21 protein-coding genes are annotated in these 24,878 nt (G+C 72.3%); 7 read left to right on the plus strand and 14 right to left on the minus strand.

Annotation, left to right across the window (positions count from 1 at the left end; translation table 11 throughout):
* Positions 1-42 precede the first annotated feature (42 nt).
* Positions 43-3,912, minus strand: a complete 3,870-nt coding sequence (locus ACFYXU_RS00860) for an endo-alpha-N-acetylgalactosaminidase family protein (protein ID WP_389456096.1) — start codon at positions 3,910-3,912, stop codon at positions 43-45.
* A 130-nt stretch (positions 3,913-4,042) separates the two neighbouring features.
* Complete coding sequence (locus ACFYXU_RS00865) at positions 4,043-4,552, minus strand: hypothetical protein (protein WP_389408113.1); 510 nt, start codon at positions 4,550-4,552, stop codon at positions 4,043-4,045.
* 224 nt (positions 4,553-4,776) lie between these two features.
* Between ACFYXU_RS00865 and ACFYXU_RS00870 the strand changes: the two genes are divergently transcribed.
* Both ACFYXU_RS00870 and dnaN read left to right on the plus strand, forming a co-directional pair.
* Positions 4,777-5,388 (plus strand): YceI family protein, encoded by a 612-nt coding sequence (locus ACFYXU_RS00870; protein ID WP_389456098.1) that lies wholly within the window; start codon positions 4,777-4,779, stop codon positions 5,386-5,388.
* Positions 5,389-5,655: 267 nt separating this feature from the next.
* Positions 5,656-6,759 (plus strand): DNA polymerase III subunit beta, encoded by a 1,104-nt coding sequence (dnaN, locus tag ACFYXU_RS00875; protein WP_389456100.1) that lies wholly within the window; start codon positions 5,656-5,658, stop codon positions 6,757-6,759.
* A gap of 20 nt (positions 6,760-6,779) precedes the next feature.
* Here dnaN and ACFYXU_RS00880 read toward each other — a convergent pair whose 3' ends face one another.
* The 5 genes from ACFYXU_RS00880 to ACFYXU_RS00900 form a co-directional block, all read right to left on the minus strand.
* Complete coding sequence (locus tag ACFYXU_RS00880) at positions 6,780-8,117, minus strand: hypothetical protein (RefSeq protein ID WP_389456102.1); 1,338 nt, start codon at positions 8,115-8,117, stop codon at positions 6,780-6,782.
* A 43-nt stretch (positions 8,118-8,160) separates the two neighbouring features.
* Positions 8,161-9,777, minus strand: a complete 1,617-nt coding sequence (gene cimA, locus ACFYXU_RS00885; RefSeq protein WP_389456104.1) for a citramalate synthase — start codon at positions 9,775-9,777, stop codon at positions 8,161-8,163.
* A gap of 282 nt (positions 9,778-10,059) precedes the next feature.
* Positions 10,060-11,379: an MFS transporter gene (locus tag ACFYXU_RS00890; protein WP_376515029.1), complete on the minus strand. Its 1,320-nt coding sequence runs from the start codon at positions 11,377-11,379 to the stop codon at positions 10,060-10,062.
* A gap of 74 nt (positions 11,380-11,453) precedes the next feature.
* Entirely contained in the window at positions 11,454-11,999 is a 546-nt protein-coding gene (locus ACFYXU_RS00895) for a TetR/AcrR family transcriptional regulator (protein ID WP_329850436.1), read from the minus strand.
* Between the two features lie 173 nt (positions 12,000-12,172).
* Positions 12,173-13,189, minus strand: a complete 1,017-nt coding sequence (locus tag ACFYXU_RS00900) for an agmatine/peptidylarginine deiminase (protein ID WP_376515027.1) — start codon at positions 13,187-13,189, stop codon at positions 12,173-12,175.
* 391 nt (positions 13,190-13,580) lie between these two features.
* Here ACFYXU_RS00900 and ACFYXU_RS00905 point away from each other — a divergent pair, with 391 nt between their 5' ends.
* Positions 13,581-15,005, plus strand: a complete 1,425-nt coding sequence (locus tag ACFYXU_RS00905; RefSeq protein WP_329850326.1) for a cytosine permease — start codon at positions 13,581-13,583, stop codon at positions 15,003-15,005.
* Here ACFYXU_RS00905 and ACFYXU_RS00910 read toward each other — a convergent pair whose 3' ends face one another.
* The 3 genes from ACFYXU_RS00910 to ACFYXU_RS00920 form a co-directional block, all read right to left on the minus strand.
* Complete coding sequence (locus tag ACFYXU_RS00910) at positions 15,006-16,097, minus strand: branched-chain amino acid aminotransferase (RefSeq protein ID WP_329850327.1); 1,092 nt, start codon at positions 16,095-16,097, stop codon at positions 15,006-15,008.
* A 254-nt stretch (positions 16,098-16,351) separates the two neighbouring features.
* The gene (locus ACFYXU_RS00915) at positions 16,352-17,392 is read right to left on the minus strand and encodes a 3-isopropylmalate dehydrogenase (RefSeq protein ID WP_376515022.1); all 1,041 of its coding nucleotides are present in this window, start codon (positions 17,390-17,392) and stop codon (positions 16,352-16,354) included.
* 89 nt (positions 17,393-17,481) lie between these two features.
* Positions 17,482-17,613: a hypothetical protein gene (locus tag ACFYXU_RS00920; protein ID WP_329850331.1), complete on the minus strand. Its 132-nt coding sequence runs from the start codon at positions 17,611-17,613 to the stop codon at positions 17,482-17,484.
* A gap of 368 nt (positions 17,614-17,981) precedes the next feature.
* Here ACFYXU_RS00920 and ACFYXU_RS00925 point away from each other — a divergent pair, with 368 nt between their 5' ends.
* Entirely contained in the window at positions 17,982-18,323 is a 342-nt protein-coding gene (locus ACFYXU_RS00925) for a helix-turn-helix transcriptional regulator (RefSeq protein WP_329850333.1), read from the plus strand.
* The gene (locus tag ACFYXU_RS00930; protein ID WP_389456107.1) at positions 18,320-19,132 is read left to right on the plus strand and encodes a hypothetical protein; all 813 of its coding nucleotides are present in this window, start codon (positions 18,320-18,322) and stop codon (positions 19,130-19,132) included. Before ACFYXU_RS00925 ends, ACFYXU_RS00930 begins: the two co-directional genes overlap by 4 nt.
* Here the strand turns inward: ACFYXU_RS00930 and ACFYXU_RS00935 are convergent.
* Entirely contained in the window at positions 19,125-19,661 is a 537-nt protein-coding gene (locus ACFYXU_RS00935; protein ID WP_389456109.1) for a GNAT family N-acetyltransferase, read from the minus strand. The two genes, ACFYXU_RS00930 and ACFYXU_RS00935, sit on opposite strands and share 8 nt — an antisense overlap.
* 97 nt (positions 19,662-19,758) lie before the next feature.
* Between ACFYXU_RS00935 and ACFYXU_RS00940 the strand changes: the two genes are divergently transcribed.
* Positions 19,759-20,640 (plus strand): alpha/beta fold hydrolase, encoded by an 882-nt coding sequence (locus tag ACFYXU_RS00940; protein ID WP_389456111.1) that lies wholly within the window; start codon positions 19,759-19,761, stop codon positions 20,638-20,640.
* On the opposite strand, the gene ACFYXU_RS00945 is transcribed toward ACFYXU_RS00940, so the two are convergent.
* The 3 genes from ACFYXU_RS00945 to ACFYXU_RS00955 all read right to left on the minus strand — a co-directional run bounded on the left by ACFYXU_RS00945 (position 20,630) and on the right by ACFYXU_RS00955 (position 23,579).
* Entirely contained in the window at positions 20,630-20,866 is a 237-nt protein-coding gene (locus ACFYXU_RS00945; RefSeq protein ID WP_376515014.1) for a hypothetical protein, read from the minus strand. The two genes, ACFYXU_RS00940 and ACFYXU_RS00945, sit on opposite strands and share 11 nt — an antisense overlap.
* Positions 20,867-20,990: 124 nt before the next feature.
* On the minus strand, positions 20,991-22,622 hold the full coding sequence (gene pruA, locus ACFYXU_RS00950) for an L-glutamate gamma-semialdehyde dehydrogenase (protein ID WP_389456113.1): 1,632 nt from the start codon (positions 22,620-22,622) through the stop codon (positions 20,991-20,993).
* A gap of 30 nt (positions 22,623-22,652) precedes the next feature.
* Positions 22,653-23,579, minus strand: coding sequence for a proline dehydrogenase family protein (locus ACFYXU_RS00955; RefSeq protein WP_329850344.1), 927 nt, complete (start codon positions 23,577-23,579; stop codon positions 22,653-22,655).
* Between the two features lie 182 nt (positions 23,580-23,761).
* Between ACFYXU_RS00955 and ACFYXU_RS00960 the strand changes: the two genes are divergently transcribed.
* Positions 23,762-24,874: a PucR family transcriptional regulator gene (locus ACFYXU_RS00960; RefSeq protein WP_389456115.1), complete on the plus strand. Its 1,113-nt coding sequence runs from the start codon at positions 23,762-23,764 to the stop codon at positions 24,872-24,874.
* Positions 24,875-24,878 lie beyond the last annotated feature (4 nt).

Consider the following 24,878-nt stretch of genomic DNA (forward strand, 5'->3'; position numbering starts at 1 on the left):
CAATCAATGAGCACGGCAAGCGCTTGCTGTCGGTGACCCCCGTCAGCCGCCGCAGTGGAGGCGGGCGCTGCCCCAGTCCGCGTGGTCGTTGCCGTTCCCGTCGCCGCCGTCGTCGACCACCAGGTCCACGTAGTCGGCGCCGGTGACGTCGGCGGTGAGCGACCAGGCGGGGTCGGCGGCCTTGAGGACCGGGGACTTCACCTTCTCCGTGCCGTCCGCGAGGACGGTGAACCGGACGCTGCCCCGGCTGGTCTGGAGGTCGTCCACGCCGACCTCGGCGGTGAGCGAGGCGCACCGGCCGCCGAGGTGGTAGCGGACCGAGGCAGGGGCGTGGGTGCCCAGGCCCTTGGCGTGGGTCACTCCGCCGATCCGCAGCGGGGAGCCGTCCCCGGTGCCGGTCTCGCCGTTCGAGAGGTCGCGCTCCACGGGGCCCCAGCCGTTCTCGGCCGAGGTCCAGTCGAGGTCGCTGATCCAGCTGTCGGCGGTGGGCGGCGGCGGGAGGGTGCGGACGGAGGTGGCGGCGGTGAGCTTCCGCTCCCCTCCCCCGACGCCGTACGTGACGGTGGCGCCCAGCGGGTACGACCGGTAGGCCGCGTCGGCCGGCGGCGTCACCTGCCAGGTGGCGGTGGCCCGGGTGCCGGGTGCGACCGTCCCGAGGACGACGGGTGCGGCGGGTTCGGCGGTCCAGCCCTCGGGGAGCGCGAGGACGGCCCGCGCGCCGGTGGCGTCGGCGGCGTCGTCGTTGCCGAAGGTGGCCGTGACCCGGTTCGGGCGGCCGGGCTCCAGCGTCTCGGGGGCGGTGACGGTGAGCGTGCCGCAGGCGGCGCGCTCGGCGGACGGGCCGAGGTCGGTGACGGTGAAGCCGTCGAGGACGAAGTCGGCGCCCTCGGGGGCGTCGGCGCGCTTGCGCAGGCCGGTCCAGGTGTCGCCGCAGCCGGCGGTGACGGTCTCGGCGAAGTGCCCGGTGGTGCGCTGCCGTCCGATCGGGGTGCGGCGGGTCTCGACGGCCGCCCCGGTGCCGGTCACCCGGTCGTAGCCGGTGACCCACTCGTACGCGTCCGCGTGGCTGGACTGGTAGTCGTACTCCACGCGGTAGTCGTGGCCGTCCTTCATCGGGACGGTCCAGGGCGCGGTCCGGTAGACGAGTCCGCTGTTCTCGTCGTGCGACTTGAGGGTCTCGGCGCCGCCGATGACGTCGTCGATCGCCTTTCCGTTCCAGCCGGCCTGGGTGAACGGGGCGTGCAGCTGGGCGATGTGGGTGCGCGGGTCGGTGGTGCCGCCGGCGTCGCCCTTGAGGAAGGGGCCCCAGCCCTGGTCGACGGCCTCGAAGTCCTCGTGCACGACCGTCCCGGGCTTCGTCGCGGGGGCGTTCGCGACGATCCGCACGTCGTCGATCCGGACGGTCGCCGGGCTGCCGCCCGCGGCCTCGATCCGCAGCGGCACGGTGCCGCCGCGGGGTGCGGTGAAGGTGACCTTGGCGCGCTGGAAGCGGGTGCCGTTCCAGTCGGAGGCGGCGACCCGGTCCTCCAGGGAGGAGCGCTCGACGGTGACGGAGGCGTCGCCCGCCGAGAGGGTGGTCGGGCGGGTCCTGCCGGGCTCGACCTCGACGAGCGCGGAGGCGGTGTACCGCGCGCCGGGGGTGAGTCCGGTGATCCGCTGCCGGACCGAGGCGGGGGCGGTGCCGCCGAGCTTCGCGCTGTTGCGGCCCCGGCCGTCGGTGTCACGGGCGACGGTGCCGGCCTTGGTCCAGGCGCCGAGCCGCGCGTCGTTGAAGCCGGGGTCCTTCACCGGAGTGCCCTGGCCCCAGCGGGGGTCGGGCCGGTCGGGCGCCCGGTCGGGGAAGAGGACGTAGGGCTGTCCGGCTTCGGCGTCGAGGGTGATCCGTCCGCCGGAGGGCCGCACGGTCGCGGTCCTCACCCGGCCGTTGTCGGTCAGCCGGTACACGGTGTACGCGCGCGTGCCGCCGGGCACGGCCCAGCTGGTCGTCCCGCCGGACCTGTTGTAGTGGTAGAGCTTCTTCCCGCCGTCCCAGGGGAGCAGGTAGCTCTCGCCGTCGAGGACCTTGCGGCCGTTCTCGTAGAAGGTGCGGCGGCCGTTCTCGACGGTGCCGCGGACGCCGCCGGTGAAGGTGATGTCGTCGCCGTTCCAGCGGGTGATCCTCTGCCGCTGGAGGTACTTGGCGGGCAGGTTCCGCTGCCAGATGTTGGCGGTGAAGGCGTTCCAGTCGGTCTCGCCGGTCCAGCCCTCGAAGTCGACCAGGGCGGTCTGGCCGAGGACCGGGTGGTCGTTCCAGACGTCCTTCTCGCCGTTGCGGATGAAGCGGACGATCTGCGAGTTGAGGCCCTTGTTGGTGGCGCCGCCGTAGTCGAGGTCGTTGGCCCAGTGGGACCAGAGGGAGGACCGCTCGAACTTCTCGGACCACTCGGTGGCGACGTTCCAGCCCTGTGCCCGGACGGCCTGCATCGTCTTGTCGGCGATCCAGCCGTGCGTGTAGTAGACGTCGATGTAGAGCGTCGACAGGTTGGGGTCGGTCTCGTCGCGGAGCTGCTGGAAGCGGCGGGCGAGGTCGCCGCTGTTCACGTCCCTGCGCTGGTCGACGTAGTAGCTCTGGTTGAGCCAGTTCCAGCCGGGCTTGGCCGGGTCGACGAGGGTCTCGCTGAAGTTCTTCGCCTCGGGGTACGCCTCGGTGGCGTTCACGTGGACGCCGAAGCCGGCGCCCCACTTCCGGCCCTCGCGGAGCAGGGTGTTGAGGTCGGCGAGGCCGCCGGCCCGCTTGTTGTAGTTGCCGCCGTAGTCGGGGTGGGCGGAGTCGTGGCCCTCGGAGCCGTACCCCTTGAGCAGGGCGAACTGGCCCAGCCCGTCGGTGGCGAGCGAGATCCTCTTGACGTCGTCCAGGGTGCGCAGGAAGGGATGGGTGGCCTGGGAGGCGAAGTTGAACGGGATGTGGGCGACGACCCGGTCGGGCGTCCGCTCGCTGCCGGGGGCCTTGATCCCGATGGTGCGGAAGGCGACGGCGCCGTCCTGCCAGTCGGTGGCGCCGTCGGCGTTGGCGTCGGGGGTGACGACGACCTTGGCCCAGGGCAGGTCGTCGCCGCTCTCGGGCTTCGGGGCCCCTTCGCCGCGGTAGGTCCACTGGCCGGACCAGACGCCGACGCGGGTCTCCGCGCCGTTCCTGCGGGCCTGGTGCCAGAAGCGGGCGCCGTCGCGGGCGGAGGCGCCGGAGGGCTTGTCGTAGCTGGAGTTGGACTCGACGGCGGCGGCGAGCCGCCCGGTGTTGACGATCGCGTAGCTCGCGCCGACCGGGGCGGCCTCGGCGGCGGTGGTGTCGGTGACCCGGCCGAAGACGTCGGCGGTGCGGGTGGAGTCCGGGTCGAGCCGGGTGAAGGCGGTCGCGGCGCCGGTGTCCGACGAGCCGACGGAGACCAGGTCGTGGCCGGGTATGTCGAGGGTGCCGACGCGGAAGGCCTCGGTGTCGCGGACGGCGGTCACCCGGAAGGTGGTGGTCCGGTCGTCGACGCTCAGCCGGGCGTCGATCTCGACGCCGGGCAGGTCGGGGAAGACGAGGGTGTACGCGGCGGAGCGGGCGGTCAGCACGGGGGCGGCGAGGGTCCGGACGGCGTGGGCGGTGCCGTTGAGCACGACCTGGGTGACCGGGGCCGTACTGCCGAGGAGGCGGGCTCCGCTCGCGCGGTCGGTGTACGACAGGACGCGGGGGAAGTCCTCGGCCACGGCGACGGAGAGCCGGCCCGAGCCGATGACGGGGCCGTTGGCCGTGGCGCCGGGGGCCGTGGCGGCCGCCGCGGCGGGCGGTTCGGGGGCGGCGAGGGCGGGCCCGGACAGCGCGGACACCGTGGCCGAGGCGGCCGCGAGCGCGCAGGCCGCACGCAGTCTTGGGGAGAGGGGGAAGGACATGCGGACCAGTCAGCCGCGCCCCGGCGGCACCGTCAACGAGATCGCGCCGGGCGGGCCCCTCCAGTCCAAGAACCCCCTTCGGATAGTCCAAGTGGACCGCCGAGGGGGGGTTCTCGGGGCGCGGTGCGGGTCAGCAGCCGCCGCAGTTGTAGAAGGTCACGTCCCAGTGGTTGCCCTCGTCGGCGTAGACGTTGCCCGCGCCGGACTTCCACTGCGGGGCTCCGTCGCCGCGCACGCCGATGTAAGCGAACGTGTTCTTCACGTAGTTGGTGAGGCAGGTGGCCTTGGCGAAGTCGAGCTTGTAGCCGTTCCAGTGCGAGTACGTGCCGCTCGCGTGGCCGGTCTCGGTGCCGCCGGTGATGTTGAGGGCGCAGCCGCTGGCGCTCTTGAGGGTCTGGGCCCCCTGCGCGGTGGCGAGGTTGAGCTGGTCGAAGGACGTGCAGGTGGAGTTGGAGCGGTCGGAGCAGCCGCCGGAGGACGACCAGGTGATCCCGGAGGAGCGGAACATCGAGGTCGCGGTGGCGTGGCTGATCTTGGAGACGGCCTGGGCGTCGGTGGCGCCGGAGAGGGCGCCGAATCCGGGGGCGAAGAGGGCGCCCGAGACGAGGGCGACTGCGGTGAGGACGGAGCGGAGCTTCACGGGGGTTGCCTCCTGCTGGTGACCGTGACGGGTGGGGACGGTGTGCAGGTGGTGCTCGTCGCGCAGGGAGATGGTGCCGCAGTTCTACGCGCGTCCGCCAGAGGGCGTCGGTGTCGGTGTGGCGCCGATCGGATGAACGGATTCCGTAGATGTTGAATGTTGAACGGAATGGGGTTACAGTCGTTCTCGTTGAAGGTTCAACAAACACCGACAAGGAGCATGTCATGGGTCTCTTCGGCCGCAAGAACACCGAGTCCGCCACCGCCGTCGCCACCCTCCCGGTCGACCCGGCCCTGGCCGCCCTGACCGGCGACTACACCATCGACCCGGCCCACAGCAGCATCGGCTTCACCGTCCGTCACGCGATGGTCACCAACGTCCGCGGCACCTTCGCCGAGCACGAGGGCGCGCTGAAGCTCGACGGCTCGAACCCGGCCGCCTCCTCCGCCTCGATCGACGTCAGGATCGCGTCCGTCGACACCGGCATCGGCGACCGCGACGGCCACCTGCGCAGCGGTGACTTCTTCGACGCCGAGCAGTTCCCCCTGATGACCTTCCGCTCGACCGGCGCGGAGCAGCTGGGCGGCGACAAGTACCGGATCAACGGCGACCTGACGATCAAGGACGTCACCAAGCCGCTCGCCATCGACCTGGAGTTCAACGGCGCCGCGACGGACGTCTACGGCAACGAGCGCGTCGGCTTCGAGGGCTCCGCCGAGATCCTGCGCTCCGCCTGGGGCCTGACCTGGAACGCGGCCCTGGAGACGGGCGGCGTCATGGTCAGCGACAAGGTCAAGCTGAACTTCGACATCTCCGCGATCAAGAACGCCGCCTGACCCGTTCCGGCCCCCCGGACACACGAGCGCGCCCGCCCTCCGCACCAGCGGAAGGCGGGCGCTCGGCGTCTGCCGGGATGCCGGGGTACGGGGCGGACGGGGTGCCTGCGGGCGGCGGGCGCTCGGCATCTCCAGGACGGCCAGGGGTCCGGGCGGCTGCCCGAGGTGCAGGCGGCCGGAGTGTGGACGGCCAACGTGCGGGCGTCCGGAGGGGCCCGAACCCGCTGGTGAACGGCCCTGTCAGTGGCGGCCGCTAGCGTCGTCGGCATGGAATTCCGTATCGACAGCGCCGTGTTGACCGACGCCGTGGCCTGGGCCGCGCGCGTGCTCCCGGCCCGCTCCCCGATGCCCGTCCTCGGCGGTCTGCTCCTGGACGCGGCCCCGGGCCGGCTGCGGGTCTCGGGCCTCGACCACGAGGCCTCGGCCCGCGTCGAGGTCGAGGCCGACACCGCCGTCGAGGGCCGGGTGCTGGTCCTCGGCCGGCGCCTGCTCGACATCTGCAAGGTGCTGCCGGGGGGCGTCACCGAGCTCGTCGTCGAGGGCGCCCGTCTCTCGGTGACGTCGGGCGACGCCCGCTTCGGTCTCTCCCTGCTGCCGATCGACGACTACCCGACCGCGCCCGCGCTGCCCGAGGTGCGGGGACTGGTGGACGGGGACGCGTTCGCGACGGCGGTGGGCCAGGTCGCCGTGGCCGCCGGACGGGACGACGCGCTGCCCGTCCTGACCGGGATACGGCTGGCCCTGGACGGCGCCACCCTGACCCTGGCCGCCACCGACCGCTACCGGTACGCGGTCCGCACCCTGCCGTGGAAGCCGGAGGCCGACGCCCCGGCGGAGGGCGCCGACGTCGTCGTCCCGGCCCGCCGGCTCACCGAGATCGCCCGCTCGCTCGCCGGCACGGGCCCGGCCCGCCTCGCCCTCGACTCCGGCTCCCTCGGCTTCGAGAGCGCGGCCACCCGCACCACCACCCGGCTGCTCGACGGCCGGCTGCCCCGCCACGACAAGCTCTTCGCCCTGGGCGAGCACGCCCTCGCGGTCACCGCACGGGCCCCGCTGGCCGAGGCCGTCAAGCGGGTCGCGGTCGTCGCGGAGGGCGACAGCCCGGTCCAGCTGACCTTCTCCCCCACCGGCCTGCACCTGCGCGCGGGGTACGAGGACGACGTGGCCTCCCAGCACCTGCCCGCCGGCCTCACGGGCGCGGAGTCCCTGACGGTCGCCTTCAACCCCGGCTACCTCCTGGACGCCCTGGGCTCACTGGCCTCCCCCGAGGTCCGCTTCCACCTCCTGGGCCCCGGCCAGCGCGCCCTCCTCACCGACGCCCCGGACCCGACCCACCGGCACCTGCTGATGTCGGTGAAGCCGCTGGTCTGACGCTCGCCGAGGTGCGATTCCTAGAACCCGCCACCCCCGTCGAACCCGCCACCCCCGCCGAAGTCGCCGCCGCCCCCGAAGTCGCCGCCGCCGAAGTCGCTCGTGCCGAAGTCACCGGCGCTGAAGTCGCCGCCGGAGAAGTCGCCGCCGCCGTACTCCCCGGCGTACGCCGGGGTGGCGAGCATGGAGCCGAGCATGGTGCCCACGAGGAGGCCGGGGAGCATGCCACCGCCGAAGTAGCCGCCGGCCCAGGGGCCGTAGGCGGGGCCGGCCTCCCAGTAGGGGCGGCGGCCGGTGTCGGTGTCGACGGTGCGGACGGCCGGGTCGAGGCCGTCGTCGAGGCGGGCCGCGTCGGCCGCGCAGACCGGGACCTGCCGGGGCGCGCCGCCGGACGGGGTCCAGGTCCGGTCGTCGGCGGCGGGGCCGTGGCGCGGGTCGAAGAAGCACGGGGGGCGGCGCTCGGGGAGCGGCCGGGACTCGCGGCGGGCGGCCAGGACGGCGAGGGAGAAGCGGCCGTCCTCCAGGGCCTCGGTGACCCCGCGGACCTCGTGGGGCCTGCTGACCGCGCCCATGAGGGACTTGGCCCGGTCGTAGGAGTCGAGGGCGCGCTCGTAGTCACCGCGCATGGCGTCGTCGGCACCGCGCTCGGCGGGGTGGAAGTCGAGGCGTTCGAGTTCCTCGCCGAAGGCGGTGATGTCCTCGTCGACGACGACCCGGAGCCGGTCGAGCGCGGCGCGCTCCTCGGCCTCCTTGCGGAGCCGGTTGCGGCGGACGACGGCATAGGCGCCCGCGCCGCCCGCGACGACGACCGCACCGAGGGTGACGAGCCCGGCGACGGGCACCCCGGAGTCCTTGCCGGTGGCACCCCAGGAGGAGGGGGCGTGGCCGCGCATCGCGGGCAGGGCCTGGTCGACGAAGTCGTTCAGCTCGGTGGTGGCGCCGACGCCGGGCGCGCGGACGGAGGTGACGAGGTTGTCGACGGCGGCCGGGGACATCACGGACGGGTCGACGCCCGCGTCGAAGCGGTCGCCGAGGCGCACCGCGTACAGGCCCGCGACGCCGGTCTGGGCGCGCAGGTTGTCGATGAGGCCCTTGGGCGGGAACTGCGCGTTCGCGGGGAGCACCGCCACGAAGAGCGGCTTGTCCGCGTCCTTGATCTTCTGCGCGAGGGCCTTCGCGTCGGCCGTGGAGAGCTGGCCGGCGGCGCCGGGGTCCACGTACACCGGGCCCTGTCTCAGGGCGGCGGCCGCGTCGGGCACGCCCGTGGCCCGGGCGCCCGCGGAGGGCGCCAGGGCCAGGAGCGGCAGCAGCGTCAGCCCGGCGAGGGCCGACCACACGGACATCGCCCTGGTCCTCATGGTTCGACGCTACCCGAACGGGACCAAGGGGGATATAGCTGGACTATTCCGCGGGGTCGACGCCGGCCCTCAGGAGGCCGTAGGTGAAGGCGTCCTCCAGGGCCTGCCAGGACGCGGCGATGACGTTCTCGCCGACGCCGACGGTGGACCACTCGCCGTTGCCGTCGCTGGTGGTGACCAGGACCCGGGTCGTGGACTCGGTGCCGTGGCGGCCCTCCAGGATGCGGACCTTGTAGTCGACCAGCTCGAACTTGGCGAGGTTCGGGTAGATCCGCTCCAGCCCCACGCGCATCGCCCGGTCGAGGGCGTTGACCGGGCCGTTGCCCTCGGCGGTGGCGACGATCCGCTCGCCCTTGGCCCAGAGCTTCACGGTCGCCTCGTTGGCGTGGGTGCCGTCGGGCCGGTCCTCGACGATCGCGCGCCAGGACTCCGTACGGAAGTAGCGGCGGGCCCGGCCCTCGGCCTCCTCGCGGAGCAGCAGCTCGAAGGAGGCGTCGGCGGCCTCGTACGTGTAGCCCTGGAGCTCGCGCTCCTTGACCCGCTCGACGACGCGGGCGACGAGGGCGCGGTCGCCGCCGAGGTCGACGCCGAGCTCCTTGCCCTTGAGCTCGATGGAGGCGCGGCCGGCCATGTCGGAGACCAGCATCCGCATGGTGTTGCCGACCCGCTCGGGGTCGATGTGCTGGTAGAGGTCGGGGTCCACCTTGATCGCGGAGGCGTGCAGTCCGGCCTTGTGGGCGAAGGCGGAGACGCCGACGTACGGCTGGTGGGTGGAGGGGGTGAGGTTGACGACCTCGGCGATGGCGTGCGAGATCCGGGTCATCTCGGCGAGGGCGCCCTCGGGGAGGACCCGCTTGTCGTACTTGAGCTCCAGGGCCGCGACGACCGGGAAGAGGTTGGCGTTGCCGACCCGCTCCCCGTAGCCGTTGGCGGTGCACTGGACGTGGGTGGCGCCGGCGTCCACGGCGGCGAGGGTGTTGGCGACGGCGCAGCCGGTGTCGTCCTGGGCGTGGATGCCGAGGCGGGCGCCGGTGTCGGCGATGACGGTGGCGACGACGGCCTGGACCTGGGCGGGGAGCATCCCGCCGTTGGTGTCGCAGAGGATGACGACGTCGGCGCCGGCCTCGTGCGCGGCGCGGACGACGGCCTTGGCGTAGTCGGGGTTCGCCTTGTAGCCGTCGAAGAAGTGCTCGCAGTCGACGAAGACCCGGCGGCCCTGGGAGGTCAGGTGCGTGACGGTGTCGCGGACCATCTCCAGGTTCTCGTCGAGCGTGGTGCGCAGGGCGAGCTCGACGTGCCGGTCGTGCGACTTGGCGACGAGGGTGATCACCGGAGCGCCGGAGTCGAGGAGCGCCTTGACCTGCGGGTCCTCGGCGGCCTTGCCGCCGGCCCGGCGGGTGGCGCCGAAGGCGACGAGCTGCGCGTTCTTGAACGCGATCTCCTGCCGGGCGCGGGCGAAGAACTCGGTGTCGCGCGGGTTGGCGCCGGGCCAGCCGCCCTCGATGAAGCCCACGCCGAACTCGTCGAGGTGCCGGGCGATGGTCAGCTTGTCCGCGACGGTGAGGTTGATGCCTTCACGCTGCGCCCCGTCGCGCAGTGTCGTGTCGAAGACATGGAAGCTGTCGTCGAGGCGCGATCCCTCGGCGTTCTCCGTGGTCATGGCTGTGATGGCTCCTGTCGGATGTGGCTCCGGAAGGTATGGATCCACTTGCCCCCATTCTCACGCGTCGTCCGCTTCCGGCGAGGGTGGGGCCGGAAAACGAAAAAACCCCTCGCGGGTGCGAGAGGTCTGCGCGCGGGTCTGGGGCACGGTGTCCACTGCCGCGGGGGTCGTGCCGCGGATCAGTGGCCACTGCGGACCGGCGCGCCGCTGCCGATAATCATCGTGGTAGCAAGCACGCCGGAAGTCTGACACAGCTCGCGTTCCAGCGGGACGCCGGTCTCACGATACGGGCAGTCGATCTCGGTCCCGTCCGGTGGGCGCGGCGCCGACCCGGCCCAGGTCGATGTCGCGGGTCTCCCGCATCGTGAGGTAGACGACCAGGGAGACGGCCGCGCAGCCGGCCACGTACCAGGAGAAGCCCGATTCGAACCCGGCGTCCTTGAACCAGAGCGCCACGTACTCGGCGGTGCCGCCGAAGAGGGCGTTGGCGATCGCGTACGGCAGGGCGACGCCGAGGGCGCGGATGCCGGTGGGGAAGAGCTCGGCCTTCACGCAGGCGTTGATGGAGGTGTAGCCCGTGACGACGACGAGCGCGAGGAGCGAGAGGCCGAGGGCGGGCCAGAAGGAGCCGGCGTGCCGGAGCATCGTCAGGATCGGGACGGTGAGGAGGGTGGAGCCGACCGCGAAGCCGATGAGGAGCGGGCGGCGGCCGATCCGGTCGGAGAGCCGTCCGGCGAGCGGCTGGAGACAGGCGAAGACGACCAGGGCGCAGAGCGAGACCAGGGTGGCGGTCCGCTTGGGCAGTCCGGCGGAGTTGGACAGGTACTTGGTGAGATAGGTGGTGTACGTGTAGTACGCCACGGTCCCGCCCATGGTGAGCGCGACGACGAGGAAGGCCTCCCGCTTGTGCGCCCACAGGGCCTTGAGGGTGCCCTGCTGCCCCTGCGCGACCCCGGAGCCGGCGGTCTCCTCGTACACCTCGGTCTCCAGCATGGTGCGGCGCAGGTAGAAGACGACGGCCGCGCCGAGGGCGCCGACGACGAACGGGACGCGCCAGCCCCAGGCGTGCAGGGCCTGGTCGGAGAGGGTGTGCTGGAGGAGGAGGAGCAGGGCGAGGCCGAGGATCTGGCCCGCGGTCATCGACACGTACTGGAAGCTGGAGGCGAAGCCGCGGTGCTCCGGCGCGGAGGCCTCGGTGAGGTAGGTGGCGCTGGCCGCGTACTCGCCGCCGACGGAGAGGCCCTGGAGGAGCCGGGCGAGGAGGAGGACGGCGGCGCCGCCGTACCCGGCGACGGCGTACGTCGGCGCGACGGCGATCAGCACGGCGGAGGCGGACATCAGGGTCACGGTGAGGGTGAGCGCCGCCTTGCGGCCCTTCCGGTCGCCGACCCGGCCGAGGAGCCAGCCGCCGACGGGGCGCATGAAGAAGCCGACGGCGAAGATGCCGGCGGTGTTCATGAGCTTGGCCGTGTCGTCGCCCTCGGGGAAGAAGGCCCCCGCGAAGTAGGTGGCGAAGCTCGCGTACACGAACCAGTCGAACCACTCGACCATGTTGCCCGCGGAGCCGACCCAGATCTTCTTCCAGTGCTCTCGTCCCATGGGCAGGAACCGTGCCGCAGCCGCCGCGGGGGCCACAAGGCGGCGGGGGCAACGATCGGGAGTACTTGCGTGCCTTACGGTCTCGGGATCAGCGTTTCGGCGATGAAGTCCCTTACGTGGTCAAGGACTTGCTCGCGTCCCGTGCCGGGGATGCCGACGGCGACGTGCACGCTGAAGCCGTCGAGCAGGGCCCGCATCCGGGTGGCGAGGCGGTCCGGGTCGACCGGGCGGAACTCGCCCCGCGAGACGCCCTCGGCGAGGATCGCGACCAGGTCCCGGTGCCAGGCGCCCTCGATGGCGGCCTGCCGGGCGCGGGCGTCGTCGTCGGCGTTCTGGGACCGGTTCCAGACCTCCAGCCAGAGGGTCCAGTGCGGGTCGCGCGGGCCGTCGGGCACGTACACGTCGACGTACCCGGCGAGCCGCTCGCGGGCGGTGCCCGGCCGGGACAGCAGGGCGCTGCGCTCGGCCCCGAGGCGCCCCTCGCTCCACTCCAGGGTCCGCAGCAGCAGTTCGTCCTTGGTGCGGAAGTAGTAGAGGAGGTGCCCGCTGCTCATCCCCACCTGCCGCCCGAGGCCGGCCATGGTGAGCCCGTCGAGGCCGCGCTCGGCGATGGTGTCCATGGCGGCGGCGAGCACGTCCTCCCGCGGCGGGGCGGCCTGGTTGCGCCGGCGCGGGTGGGCTGAGGGGAGGGGGCTGCTGCTCTGACTCACTCGTACGTTCTACCCGATCGTCCGGTCCCGGTGTGCGGCGCGGCCGCACGCCCGCGCGGAGCGTGCGGCCGTCGCCGGCCGGTTCAGACCTTCGGCTGCTGCTGCGTGATGCAGTGGATGCCGCCGCCGCCCGCGAAGATCGGACGGGCGTCGACCAGGACGACCTCGCGCTCCGGGAAGAGGCGGCGGAAGATCTCCGCGGCGAGCTCGTCGTGCGGGTCGTCGAAGGCGCAGAGGACGACGCCGCCGTTGCACAGGTAGTGGTTGATGTACGAGTAGTCGACCCAGTCGCCCTCCTCGTCCTTGAGGACGGTCGGGGCGGGGACCTCGACGACCTCCAGGGGGCGGCCCTGGGCGTCGGTCTGGCCGCGCAGGATGTTCACGTACATCTTGGAGCGCTCGTAGTCGGGGTGCGCCGGGTCCTGCTGGCTGTGGACGAGGACGGTGCCGGGGCGGGCGAAGGCGGCGACGATGTCGACGTGGCCCTGGGTGCCGTAGACGCCGTAGTCGCCGCTGAGGCCGTTCGGGAGCCAGATCGCCTTCGTGGTGCCGAGCTTGGCGTGGATCTCGTTCTCGACCTGCTCGCGGGTCCAGTCGGGGTTGCGGCCGGCGCCGAGCTGGACGGTGTCGGTCAGCAGCACCGTGCCCTCGCCGTCGACGTGGATCGCGCCGCCCTCGTTCACCAGGGGGGAGGTGTGCACGGGGACGTCCGCCACGTCCGCGACATGGCGGGCGATCTTGGAGTCGTGCTCCCAGCGGGCCCAGTCCTGGGCGCCCCAGCCGTTGAAGACCCAGTCCACGGCGGCGAGCTCGGTGCCGTTCGTGACGAAGGTCGGGCCGATGTCCCGCATCCAGGCGTCGTCCAGCTCGCGCTCGACCAGGTCGACGTCCGGGCCGAGGAGCGCGGCGGCCGACTCCGAGTCACCGGGCGCGACGACCATCGTGACCGGCTCGAAGCGGCGGACGGCGCGGGCCACCGACGCCCAGGCGGCACGGGCCTCGGCGAGCTCCTCCTCATTGGTGAAGGTGGGGTTGGGGCTGGGCCAGGCCATCCAGGTGCGCTCGTGCGGCATCCATTCGGCGGGCATGCGGAAGGTCATGAGTCTGGTCCTAGTGGCAGTAGCGGCGGTGGAGGGAGACGGACTCGGCCGCCCCTGAGCTGATCGGTGAGCCGTCGGGCGGGACGAGGCCCGTGCGGCCGCCGGATCCGGGGGCGACGGCTGCACGGCCCTCGCCCTTCCGGTCATGGCGAAGGCCCGGCGTACGGTCTCGCCGGCCCTTCCCATCCCCTGCGCGCCGGAGGAACGGGTCCCGGGGGCGTCCAGGTCGTGCGGGACTTCGCACCACCCACCCACCTCCCTCACCTCCGACACATTTGAGTGACACTCTAAATGTTGTGACGTGTTCTTCCAAGCATTGACGTCATCGACAGGTGTAGGTCACATTGAGCGGCGCTCTAAATATTTCCGTCCGCCCCCGCAGGGAGGCTTCATGCCCATCGAACAGCGCGGCGTCGACACCATTCCCGAGGCCGAACGCACCAGCGGCCCCCGCGATCTGATGTCGATCCTGCTCGGCTCCAACCTCTGTCTGGGGGTGATCGTCTTCGGCTGGCTCCCGGTGTCCTTCGGGCTCGGTTTCTGGGCCTCGGTGACCTCCGTCGTCACCGGCACCCTGGTCGGCGTCGCGGTCACCGCCCCGCTCGCGCTGGTGTCGCTCCGCACCGCGACCAACCTCTCCACCTCCTCCGGCGCCTTCTTCGGCGTCCGGGGCCGGCTCGTCGGCTCGGTGGTCGGGCTGCTGCTCTCGCTCGGCTACACCGCGCTCACCCTCTGGATCGGCGGCGACGTGATGGTGGGCGCGCTCGCCCGTCTGATCGGCCTACCGACCGGGGGCGCCGCGCACGCCGCCGTCTACGCGGTCCTGGCCGCCTGCACCGTGGTGGGCGCGGTGTACGGCTACCGGCTGCTGCTCCGGCTGAGCAAGGCGCTCGCGGTCGTCATGACGGTGCTGCTCGCCGTCGGTCTGGCCGCCTACGCCGGGGACTTCACCACGGCGGCGGTGCCGGACACCCCGTACCTGCTCGGGTCCTTCTGGCCGACCTGGCTGCTCGCGGCCGTCGCGGCGGGCCTCAGCGGGCCGGTCGCCTTCATCACCCTGCTCGGCGACTACACCCGGTACGTCTCCCCCGCGCGGTACAGCGCGCGGACCGTCTGGCGGGCCACCGTCCTGGGCCTGACCGTGGGCCTGCTCGTGCCGCAGCTCTTCGGCACGTTCACCGCGCTGGCGGCCCGGGGCGGCCTGGAGTACGCGGGACCGCTCGTCGACGCGTCGCCCGCCTGGTACCTCGTACCGCTGCTGATCGCTGCCACGGCCGGCTCCGTCGGCAACGCCGGGCTGATGCTGTACTCGATGGGCCTGGACCTCGACGCGATCCTGCCGAAGGCCACGCGCGCGCGTGCCACCCTCGTCGTCGCCGCGGTGGCGACGGCCTTCGTCTTCGTCGGCCACTTCGCCTCGGACGCCCAGACGGCGATGACCTCGTTCGTCCTGCTGCTGACCGCGATCGGCACCCCGTGGGCGGTGATCACCCTCATCGGGCACGCGCGCTGCGGCGGACGGTACGACCCGGAGGCACTCCAGGTCTTCAACAACCGCTCGCGCGGCGGGATCTACTGGTTCTCCGCGGGCTGGCACCCGCGCGCCACCTTCTCCTGGGCGGTCGGCGCGGCCGTCGGCCTGGCGGCGGTGTCGACACCGCTGTACGAGGGGCCGCTGCTGAGCCTCACGGGCGGGATCGACTGCAGCTTCGTGCTCTCGGGGATCGTGGGCGGCGCGCTGTACGCCGTCCTGACGCCGAACAGGGCGCCCGAGACCGTGACGACGGCCCCGGACGCCCTGACGCCGGCGGAGTAGTTACGCGCCCAGCTCGTGCATCCAGCCGTGGACGTCCTCGGACCGGCCGGTCTGGATCGCGAGCAGCGCCTCGCGCAGCTTCATCGTGACCTCGCCGGGCTCGCCGCCCGACTGCCGCCACTCGCCCCGGGCGGACTTGACCGTGCCGACCGGGGTGATGACGGCGGCGGTGCCGCAGGCGAAGACCTCGGTGAGGGTGCCGTTCTCGGTGTCGGCCTGCCACTGGTCGATGGAGACGCGCGCCTCCTCCGACTCGTAGCCGAGGTCCTTCGCGACCTTGAGGAGCGAGTCGCGGGTGATGCCGGCGAGCAGGGAGCCGGTGAGGGTCGGCGTGACGATCTTGTTCCCGTACACGAAGTACAGGTTCATGCCGCCGAGTTCCTCGACCCACTTGTGCTCGACCGCGTCGAGGTAGCAGACCTGGTCGCAGCCCTTCTCCGCCGCCTCGGCCTGCGCCAGCAGGGAGGCCGCGTAGTTGCCGCCGGTCTTGGCGTCGCCCACGCCGCCGGGGACGGCGCGGACGCGGTCCTCGGACGCCCAGATGGAGACCGGCTTCACGCCGCCGGGGAAGTACGGGCCGGCCGGCGAGGCGATGACGACGAAGAGGTACTCGTTGGCCGGGCGGACGCCCAGGCCGACCTCGGTGGCGATCATGAACGGACGCAGGTAGAGCGAGTCCTCGCCGCCGTGCGCCGGGACCCAGGCCTCGTCGTGCCGGACCAGGACGTCACAGGCCTCGACGAAGGTCTCGACCGGCAGCTCGGGCATGCCGAGCCGGTGGGCGGAGGCCTGGAAGCGGCGCGCGTTGGCGTCGGGGCGGAACGTGGCGACCGAGCCGTCGGGGCGGCGGTAGGCCTTCAGGCCCTCGAAGATCTCCTGCGCGTAGTGCAGGACGTTCGTGGCCGGGTCCAGGGAGAGCGGACCGTACGGCACGAGCTGGGCGTCGTGCCAGCCGCGGCCCTCGGTCCACCGGATGGTGACCATGTGGTCGGTGAAGTGGCGGCCGAATCCCGGGTTGGCCAGGATCGCCTCGCGCTCCGCGGCGGACAGCGGGCTGGAGGAGGGCTTGAGCTCGATCGTGGGCGTCGTCATGAGTGCGTGTCCTTCACCGGTTGTGTGGAGAGGACCGCGCCCGTACGTCGCTGTCGGGGACGGCTGTCCCTGACGAGGCGGCGTCCGGGCATGCCCGTATGCCGCGGCCCCACGTTCGATTATCGCCCGTGGGAGGCCGTGCGGAAAACGGGTGGGCGCGGTCCGGAGTTCGGGGGGGGCGCCCCGCGGCCGCGCATGGGACAGCCGCCGGGCGCTGGTGCGACCCGGCGGCTGCTGATGTCAGTCGGCGCGGGTCAGCTCGCTACTCGCGCGGCGAGCGCGTCGCCGATCTCGTCCGTGGAGCGGACGGCGTCGCCGCGCTCGGTCAGGTCGGCGGCGACGGCCTCCTCGACCCGGGCGGCCTCGGTCTCGTAGCCGAGGTGACGGAGCAGGAGGGCGACGGAGAGGACGGTGGCCGTGGGGTCGGCCTTGCCCTGGCCCGCGATGTCCGGCGCGGAGCCGTGGACCGGCTCGAACATGGACGGGAAGGCGCCGCTCGGGTTGATGTTGCCGGAGGCGGCGACGCCGATGCCGCCGGAGACGGCAGCCGCGAGGTCGGTGATGATGTCGCCGAAGAGGTTGTCGGTGACGATCACGTCGAAGCGGGCCGGGTCGGTGACGAGGAAGATCGTCGCGGCGTCGACGTGCAGGTAGTCGGTCGTGACCTCGGGGAACTCGGCCGCGACCTTCTGGAAGATGTTCGTCCACAGGTGGCCGGCGAAGGTCAGCACGTTGTTCTTGTGGACCAGCGTGAGCTTCTTGCGCGGGCGGTCCTGGGCGCGGGCGAAGGCGTCCCGGACCACGCGCTCGACACCGAAGGCGGTGTTGACCGAGACCTCGGTGGCGACCTCGTGCTCGGTGCCCTTGCGGATGGTGCCGCCGTTGCCCGTGTACGGACCCTCGGTGCCCTCGCGGACCACGACGAAGTCGATCTCGGGCTGTCCGGCGAGCGGGGTGGCGACGCCGGGCAGCAGCTTCGACGGCCGCAGGTTCACGTGGTGGTCGAAGGCGAAGCGGAGCTTCAGCAGGAAGCCGCGCTCCAGGACCCCGGACGGCACCGACGGGTCGCCGATGGCGCCGAGCAGGATGGCGTCGTGCTTCTTGAGCGAGTCGAGGTCGGCGTCGGTGAGGGTCTCACCGGTGGCGTGGTAGCGCTTGGCGCCGAAGTCGTACTCCTCGGTCTCCAGCTTCACGTCCTGGGGAAGGACGGCCGCGAGGATCTTGAGGCCCTGGGCCACGACCTCCTGGCCGATGCCGTCGCCGGGAATGACTGCGAGATTGATGCTGTGAGACATGTCGGCACCCTACTCTTCGTCCCATCGTCTGACACGTTCCGTCCGCCATGTGGACGAAGCGCCAGGCCGGAACGGGGTCGGACCGGTGGTCAGTGGCCGGTCGAGCCGCCGTTGTCACGGCGGTCGAGGGCGCGCTGGAGGGCGGCGGCGGCGTTCTGCCGGGCCTCGTCGCTGGGACGGGTGGCGGAGTGGCGGACGCGGCGGGCGGTCTGAGCGGCCATGGGGGATCGACTCCTCGAGATCATTGGTGATCCGGATGTGCGGAGATCAGCTGGTGATCGAAGGCGCCGGAAGGGGCGGGGAGCGCCGCCGCAGGGGTTGCCTGCACAGGGCATCGCGCTCTCGGCCGCCCATCGCTTGATGAAGCGAGACGTTCGGCTTCTACAAAGCTAGGGCAGGCCTCCTCATCTGTCTCCACAACTACTCGGACTTCCTACTATCTGAGACGGCGGGCAACGCTGCGTGGACCTCAGCTCCTCGTCGACGCGCCCCCGGGGACGCCGCGCGGCGAGAACCCGGGAGAGGAGACCGGCGATCCGGTAGACCTATCTAGATTGCATTCCTACCTAGGTAGTGATGTGATGGTTCCATGGCCGCAGACCGCAGATCCAGCTGGCTCAAGGGAGTCCTCGACCTGCTCGTGCTCGCCCGCCTGACCGACGGGGAGAGCTACGGGTACGAGATCGCCAAGGCCCTCGCCGAGGCGGGGCTCGGCGAGATCAAGGGCGGGACGCTCTACCCCGTCCTGAACCGCCTGGAGGAGGCCGGTCTGGTGGAGGCCGAGTTCCGCGCCGCCGAGCGCGGACCGGGACGCCGCTACTACCGGCTCACGGACCTCGGCCGCGAGCGGCTCGCCGCCGAGACCGGGTCGTGGCTGACCTTCCACAGCGCCGTACGGACCATGCTCGACCCAGGGGGAACCACACCATGACCACCGACGCCTACTTCGCCGAGCTCTCCGGATCGCTGCGCGCCGCGCAGGTGCCCGAGGAGCAGATCGCCGCGACCGTCGAGGACCTGCGGGCCCACCTCGCGGAGACCGGGACGGCCCCGCAGGAGGAGTTCGGCCCCGCCGCGGCCTTCGCCGCGCAGCTCGGCGGCCTCGTCCCCGCGCCCGGCGAGCCGGACGAGCGCGCGGAGTCCTGGACCTGGACCGCCGACCTCTTCAACGACCGCCGGATGCTGGCCGTCCACGGCGACCAGGGCTGGGAGGTGGAGTCGCTGGACGCGATCGGCCGGTTCGTCTGCCGCCGGACGCCCGGGTCGGCGCTGCGCTGGGAGTACCGCCGCGACGTGATCGCCGGGCGGCGGCGGGGCCGGGTCCTCGACGAGCTCGTGCCGGAGGGCTGGGAGCTGTGCGGGGAGTGGCTGGTGTACGGCTACTTCAAGCGGCCGCGCGCGGCGACCGCGGGTCCGGCCGGCACCGTGGGCGCCCCGCCGGCCGCCCCGCAGCGGTGGCTGTTCCTGAGCCGCCGGGGCCGGGCGGTGCTCGCGGCCTGGTGCGTGCTGGTCGGCGGCTCGATGGCGGCGTTCTTCATCGGAGTGCTCGGCACGGCCGGTCTCGCGATCACGGTCGCGCTCTCCTCCATGTTCTTCGCCCTGTACACCGCCCACCTGGAGACGGCCGGGGGCCACGCCCGCCAGACCGCCGCAGCCGCCGCCACCACCGCCGGAGGCAGCGACAGCGACAGCGACAGCCTCGACGGTGGCGCGGACCGGGACCACAAGCCGGCTAAGTGATGTCGCCGTCCCGCCAGTCGAGGACCAGCGGGGCCGCGGGGTCCGGCAGCGCCCGGCCGTCCGCCGGGCGCAGGAAGACGGAGCCCTCCTCCTCGGCGAGCCGGACGAACCCCTCGGGGCCGAGCACCTCGATCCGCCCCTCCCAGACCCGCCAGCCGCGCGACCGGTAGAGCGCGGCCCCCTCGGCGGAGGCACTGAGCGCCCCGAGGGCGTAGGCCCCGTCGATCACCCGCTCCAGGCCCGCCATCACGGTGCCGCCGAGCCCCCTCCGTCGCAGGTCCGCACGGACGGCGACCCCTTCGACATAGCCGGCCCGGAGCGAGCGCCCCCGGTGGAGCGGCCGCCGCAGCACCACGGCGCCGTGGGCGGCGATGCCCCGCTCGTCCTCGACCCAGGCGTGGACGCCGCCGAGCGTGTGCTCCCAGTCGTCGTCGGAGAAGTCGCCCGCGAAGGCGGTGTCGAGCATCTCCCGTACGGAGCGGAGCCGGGCGGCTCCCAGTTCATGGGTGGGCGCGATCCTCAGGGTCATGCACCCCACTCTAACCCTTCATGCACCCTTGACAGGTTAATTTTTCGCTGCTTGAGTGCAGTCATAACCAGTGAGCGACAGTTAAGGGGTTAGAACGATGTCCGTGCTGCCGACCCACCACCGCACCGTCACCGTCCGGGGCCACGAGATCGCCTACCGCGAGGCCGGCCCGGCCGACGCACCCGCGCTCCTCCTGCTGCACGGCTTCCCGACCAGCTCGCACATGTTCCGCGACCTGATCCCGCGGCTCGCCGACCGGTACCGGCTCATCGCCCCCGACCACCTGGGCTTCGGCCGCAGCGCCGCGCCCTCCGCGGCCGACTTCGACTACACCTTCGCCGAACTGGCCGCACTCACCGCGGAGTTCACCGAGGCCGTCGGCCTGGACCGGTTCGCGCTCTACGTCCAGGACTACGGCGCCCCCATCGGCCTGCGCCTGGCCCTCGCCCACCCCGGGCGGATCACCGCGATCGTCACCCAGAACGGCAACGCCTACGAGGAGGGCCTCGGCGCCGACGCCTGGGCCCCCGTCCTCGCCCTGATCGAGAAGCGCACCCCGGCGACCGAGGAGCCGGTCCGCGCCCTCCGCTCCCTGGACGGCATCCGGTGGCAGTACGAGACGGGTGTCCCCGCCGAGTACCGCGACCTCCTGAGCCCGGACGCCTGGCACCACGACGCCACCCTGATGGCCCGCGAGGGCCAGGACGACATCCAGCTGGGCCTGATCGCCGACTACGGCTCCAACATCGCCCTCTACCCGGCCTTCCAGGAGTACTTCCGCACCTCGGGGGTGCCGATCCTCGCCGTGTGGGGAGCGGGCGACCAGGTGTTCGTGCCGGCGGGCGCCGAGGCCTTCCGCCGCGACCGCCCGGACGCCGAGGTCCACCTCCTGCCCACGGGCCACTTCGCCCTGGAGACCCACGCGCCGGCGATCGCGGAGCTGATCGGCGACTTCCTGGCCCGGCGCGTCAGGCCGTAGCCCGCTCCAGGTCGCGGGCGACCCGCTCCACCCAGGCGGCGAGCTCCTCACGGGAGCCGCTCCCGCCTCCGCCCAGGGCCGCGGCCTGCGCGTCCGTGATCCGGTCGGGTCCCGTCGCGGTCAGCAGCCGCCGCAGCTCCTGGAGCAGGGACAGCGTCCGCAGCGCGTCGCCGTGCTCGATCGCGTCGACCCCGTGGCCGGGGCGGAGTGTCGTCGAACCAGGCATGTCGTGCCTCCTCACCGAGCCCCCTCCCAGCAGCCTAAGGCCGGCGCATGAGAACCGCCCCCGTCCTCGATTGGGGGAAGAGGAGGGGGGCGGTGTCAGGGGGCCTCTACGAGGCGGGCGGGCGTCAGCCCATGTGCGGGTAGCCGTACTCGGTCGGCGGGACCAGCGTCTCCTTGATGGCGCGGGTCAGCGTCCAGCGCATCAGGTTCTGCGGGGCACCGGCCTTGTCGTTGGTGCCCGAGGCACGGCCGCCGCCGAAGGGCTGCTGGCCGACGACGGCGCCGGTCGACTTGTCGTTGATGTAGAAGTTGCCCGCGGCGAAGCGGAGCTTCTCCATCGTGTACGCGGCCGCGGCGCGGTCGCCGGAGATGACCGACCCCGTGAGGGCGTAGTCCGAGGCCGACTCCATCTGGGTCAGCATCGCGTCGTACTGGTCGTCCTCGTACACGTGGATGGCGAGGATCGGACCGAAGTACTCGGCCTTGAAGACCTCGTTCTCCGGGTCGGTGCACACGATGACGGTCGGGCGGACGAAGTAGCCCACCGAGTCGTCGTAGGTGCCGCCGGCGACGATCGTGCAGCTCGGGTCGGCCGCGGCACGGTCGATCGCGGCCTTGTTCTTGGCGAACGAGCGCTCGTCGATGACGGCGCCGATGAAGTTCGACAGGTCGGTGACGTCACCCATGGTGATGCCGTCGACCTCGGCCGCGAACTCCTCCTTGAAGCCGTCGTTCCAGATGGAGGCCGGGACGTAGGCGCGGGAGGACGCGGAGCACTTCTGGCCCTGGAACTCGAAGGAGCCGCGGGTCAGCGCGGTCTTCAGGATCGCGCGGTCGGCGCTGGGGTGGGCGACGACGAAGTCCTTGCCGCCGGTCTCGCCGACGATCCGCGGGTACGCGCGGTACTTCTCGATGTTGTTGCCGACCGTCTTCCACAGGTGCTGGAAGGTCTTGGTCGAGCCGGTGAAGTGGATGCCGGCCAGGTCGCGGTGGTTCAGGGCCACCTCGGAGACGGCGATGCCGTCGCCGGTCACCAGGTTGATGACGCCCTTCGGCAGGCCGGCCTCCTCCAGGAGCTCCATGAGGAGCACGGCGGAGTGGGTCTGCGTCGGGGACGGCTTCCAGACCACCACGTTGCCCATGAGGGCGGGAGCGGTGGGCAGGTTGCCCGCGATGGCCGTGAAGTTGAAGGGCGTGATCGCGTAGACGAAGCCCTCCAGCGGACGGTGGTCCAGACGGTTCCACACACCCGGGGAGTTCGCCGGCGGCTGCTCGGCGAGGATCTGGCGGGCGTACGCCACGTTGAAGCGCCAGAAGTCGACGAGCTCGCACGGGGTGTCGATCTCGGCCTGCTGGGCGGTCTTCGACTGGCCGAGCATGGTGGACGCGGCCAGCGTCTCGCGCCACGGGCCGGCGAGCAGCTCGGCGGCGCGCAGGATGATCGCGGCACGGTCGTCGAAGGACATCGCGCGCCAGGCCGGGGCCGCGGCCAGGGCGGCGTCGATGGCGTCCTGGGCGTCCTGCTCGGTGGCGCCGCAGAAGGTGCCGATGACGGCCTTGTGGTGGTGCGGCTGGACGACCTTGAACTCCTCGCCGCCGCCGAGGCGCTTCACGCCGCCGATGGTCATCGGCAGCTCGCGCGGGTTCTCGGCCAGCTCCTTGAGCTTGACCTCGAGGCGGGCGCGCTCCGGGGAACCGGGGGCGTAGCTGTGCACCGGCTCGTTGACCGGAGCGGGGACCTGGGTGACAGCGTCCATGAGTCTCGTAACTCCTTGTGAGAGGTGGGCTCAGCCCTTGGTGAGGATGGAGCGGACGAAGAAGAGGAGGTTGGCCGGCTTCTCCGCGAGGCGTCGCATGAAGTAGCCGTACCAGTCGGTGCCGTACGCGGTGTAGACACGCATGCGGTGGCCCTCGGCCGCGAGCCGGTTCTGCTCCTCGCTGCGGATGCCGTACAGCATCTGGAACTCGTACTCGTCCAGCTTGCGCCCGGCGCGGCGGGCCAGCTCCTGGCCGATGGAGATCAGGCGCGGGTCGTGCGACCCGATCATCGGGTAGCCCTCGCCGTCCATGAGGATCTTCATGATCCGGACGTACGCCTTGTCGATCTCGGGCTTGTCCTGGATGGCGACCTCGGCGGGCTCCTTGTAGGCGCCCTTCACGATCCGGACGCGGGAGCCGTTCGCGGCGAGGCGGCGGGCGTCCTCCTCGGTGCGGAAGAGGTACGCCTGGATGACGCAGCCGGTCTGCGGGAAGTCCTTCCGCAGCTCCTCGTGGATGGCGAACATCGAGTCGAGGGTGGTGTGGTCCTCGGCGTCCAGGGTGACGGTGGTGCCGATCTCGGCGGCGGCCGCGACGACCGGGCGGACGTTCGCCAGGGCCAGCTCGTGGCCGTTCTCCAGGGACTGGCCGAACATCGACAGCTTGACGGACATCTCGGCGCGCTCGCCGAGGCCCAGCTCCTTGAGCCGGCCGATGAGCTCCAGGTACGCGTCCCGGGCGGCGTGCGACTGCTCGACGGTGGTGATGTCCTCACCGACGACGTCGAGGGTGACCTCCAGGCCGCGGTCGCTCAGCTCGGAGACGATCGGGACGACGTCCTCGACCGTCTCACCGGCGATGAAGCGGGCGACGACCTGCTTGGTCCCGGGCGCGGCCGAGACGAGACGGCGCATCTTGTCGCTGCGCGACGCGGCGAGGATCACGGGACCCAGCACGGGGACCTCCAGAAGGACAGGTGACGAAAGGTGCCCTACCCGCTCTGCGCGAAGAAAGCGGGAACAGCACGAAGAACCACCGTGAAACCTAAGGACCGCTCCGATCGTCCGCCATCTACACCTGTCACGCATCCGTGCACGCCCTCTCATACATATGTCTGAGAGGGTGCGAGAATGGCGCCGTGAAGGGCGATTACCAAGAACTGGTGGACGAGATCTCCGCGCTGCTCGGGGCGCCGGCGACGCTGGAGAACCGCGACTTCGGGCTGATCGCCTTCGGTGCCCACGACAGTGACGACGACACCGCCATGGACCCCGTCCGGACGCGGTCGATCCTGACCCGGAAGTCGACCCCGGCGGTCCGCGCCTGGTTCGAGGGCTTCGGCATCACCCGGGCGACGGAACCGGTCCGCATCCCGGCCGCCCCGGACGCCGGGGTGTTCCGCGACCGGCTCTGTCTGCCGGTACGCCATCGGGGGGTGGTCCTCGGGTACGTCTGGCTGCTGGACGCCGAGCCGGGACCCACGCCCGGCCAGCTCGCCGCGGCGATGGAGGTCGCGACCCGGATCGGGAGCCTCCTGGCCGACGAGGAGCGCGCGGACGCCGACCTCTCGCGCGAGTTCGCCGCGGTCCTGACCGCCGGGCGCGGCTGGCAGAGCGACATGGCCGTGGCGGCGCTCCGGGTGGCGCTGGGGCCCAGCGCGGACGGCCTGCACACCCTGGTCTGCGTGACCCCCTGGCGGGGCGAGGCCCCGTCGATCCGGGCGGTCCCCGGGGCGGCCGCGGTCACCGTGCTCCCCGAGGGCGAGTCCCTCGCCGTCCTCGTCCGGCTGCGCACGGCCGAGGACCTCTCCCCCGCGCACACGGCCGCCGACCGGCTGCGCGCCGCCGCCCCGGCCGGCATCGCGAACCCCCGCCGGGGCCTCACGGAACTTCCGGCGGCCTGGCGCGAGGCCAACACGGCCTCCCGGGCCGCCACGGCGCAACCGACGCTGGGCCCGGTTGCGGAGTGGTCCGGGATCGGCCCGTACCGGCTGCTCGCGGCGCTCTACCACCCCGAGGTCGACCCCGCCGTCGCCCCGCTGATCGCCCCCGCCCACGCGGAGCTGGCCCGCACCGCCGAGGTGTTCCTGGACAACGCGGGCCAGGCGGGCCGCACGGCGGCGGCCCTGGGCATCCACCGCCAGACCCTCTACTACCGGCTGTCCCGCGTCGAACAGCTCACGGGCCTCGACCTGGACGACGGCGAGGACCGCCTGCTGCTGCACATGTCGCTGAAGTCGGCGCGGCTGTAGGAGG

It is taken from the genome of Streptomyces sp. NPDC002232 (assembly GCF_042890295.1).
In the GTDB taxonomy this organism is placed as follows: Bacteria; Actinomycetota; Actinomycetes; order Streptomycetales; family Streptomycetaceae; genus Streptomyces.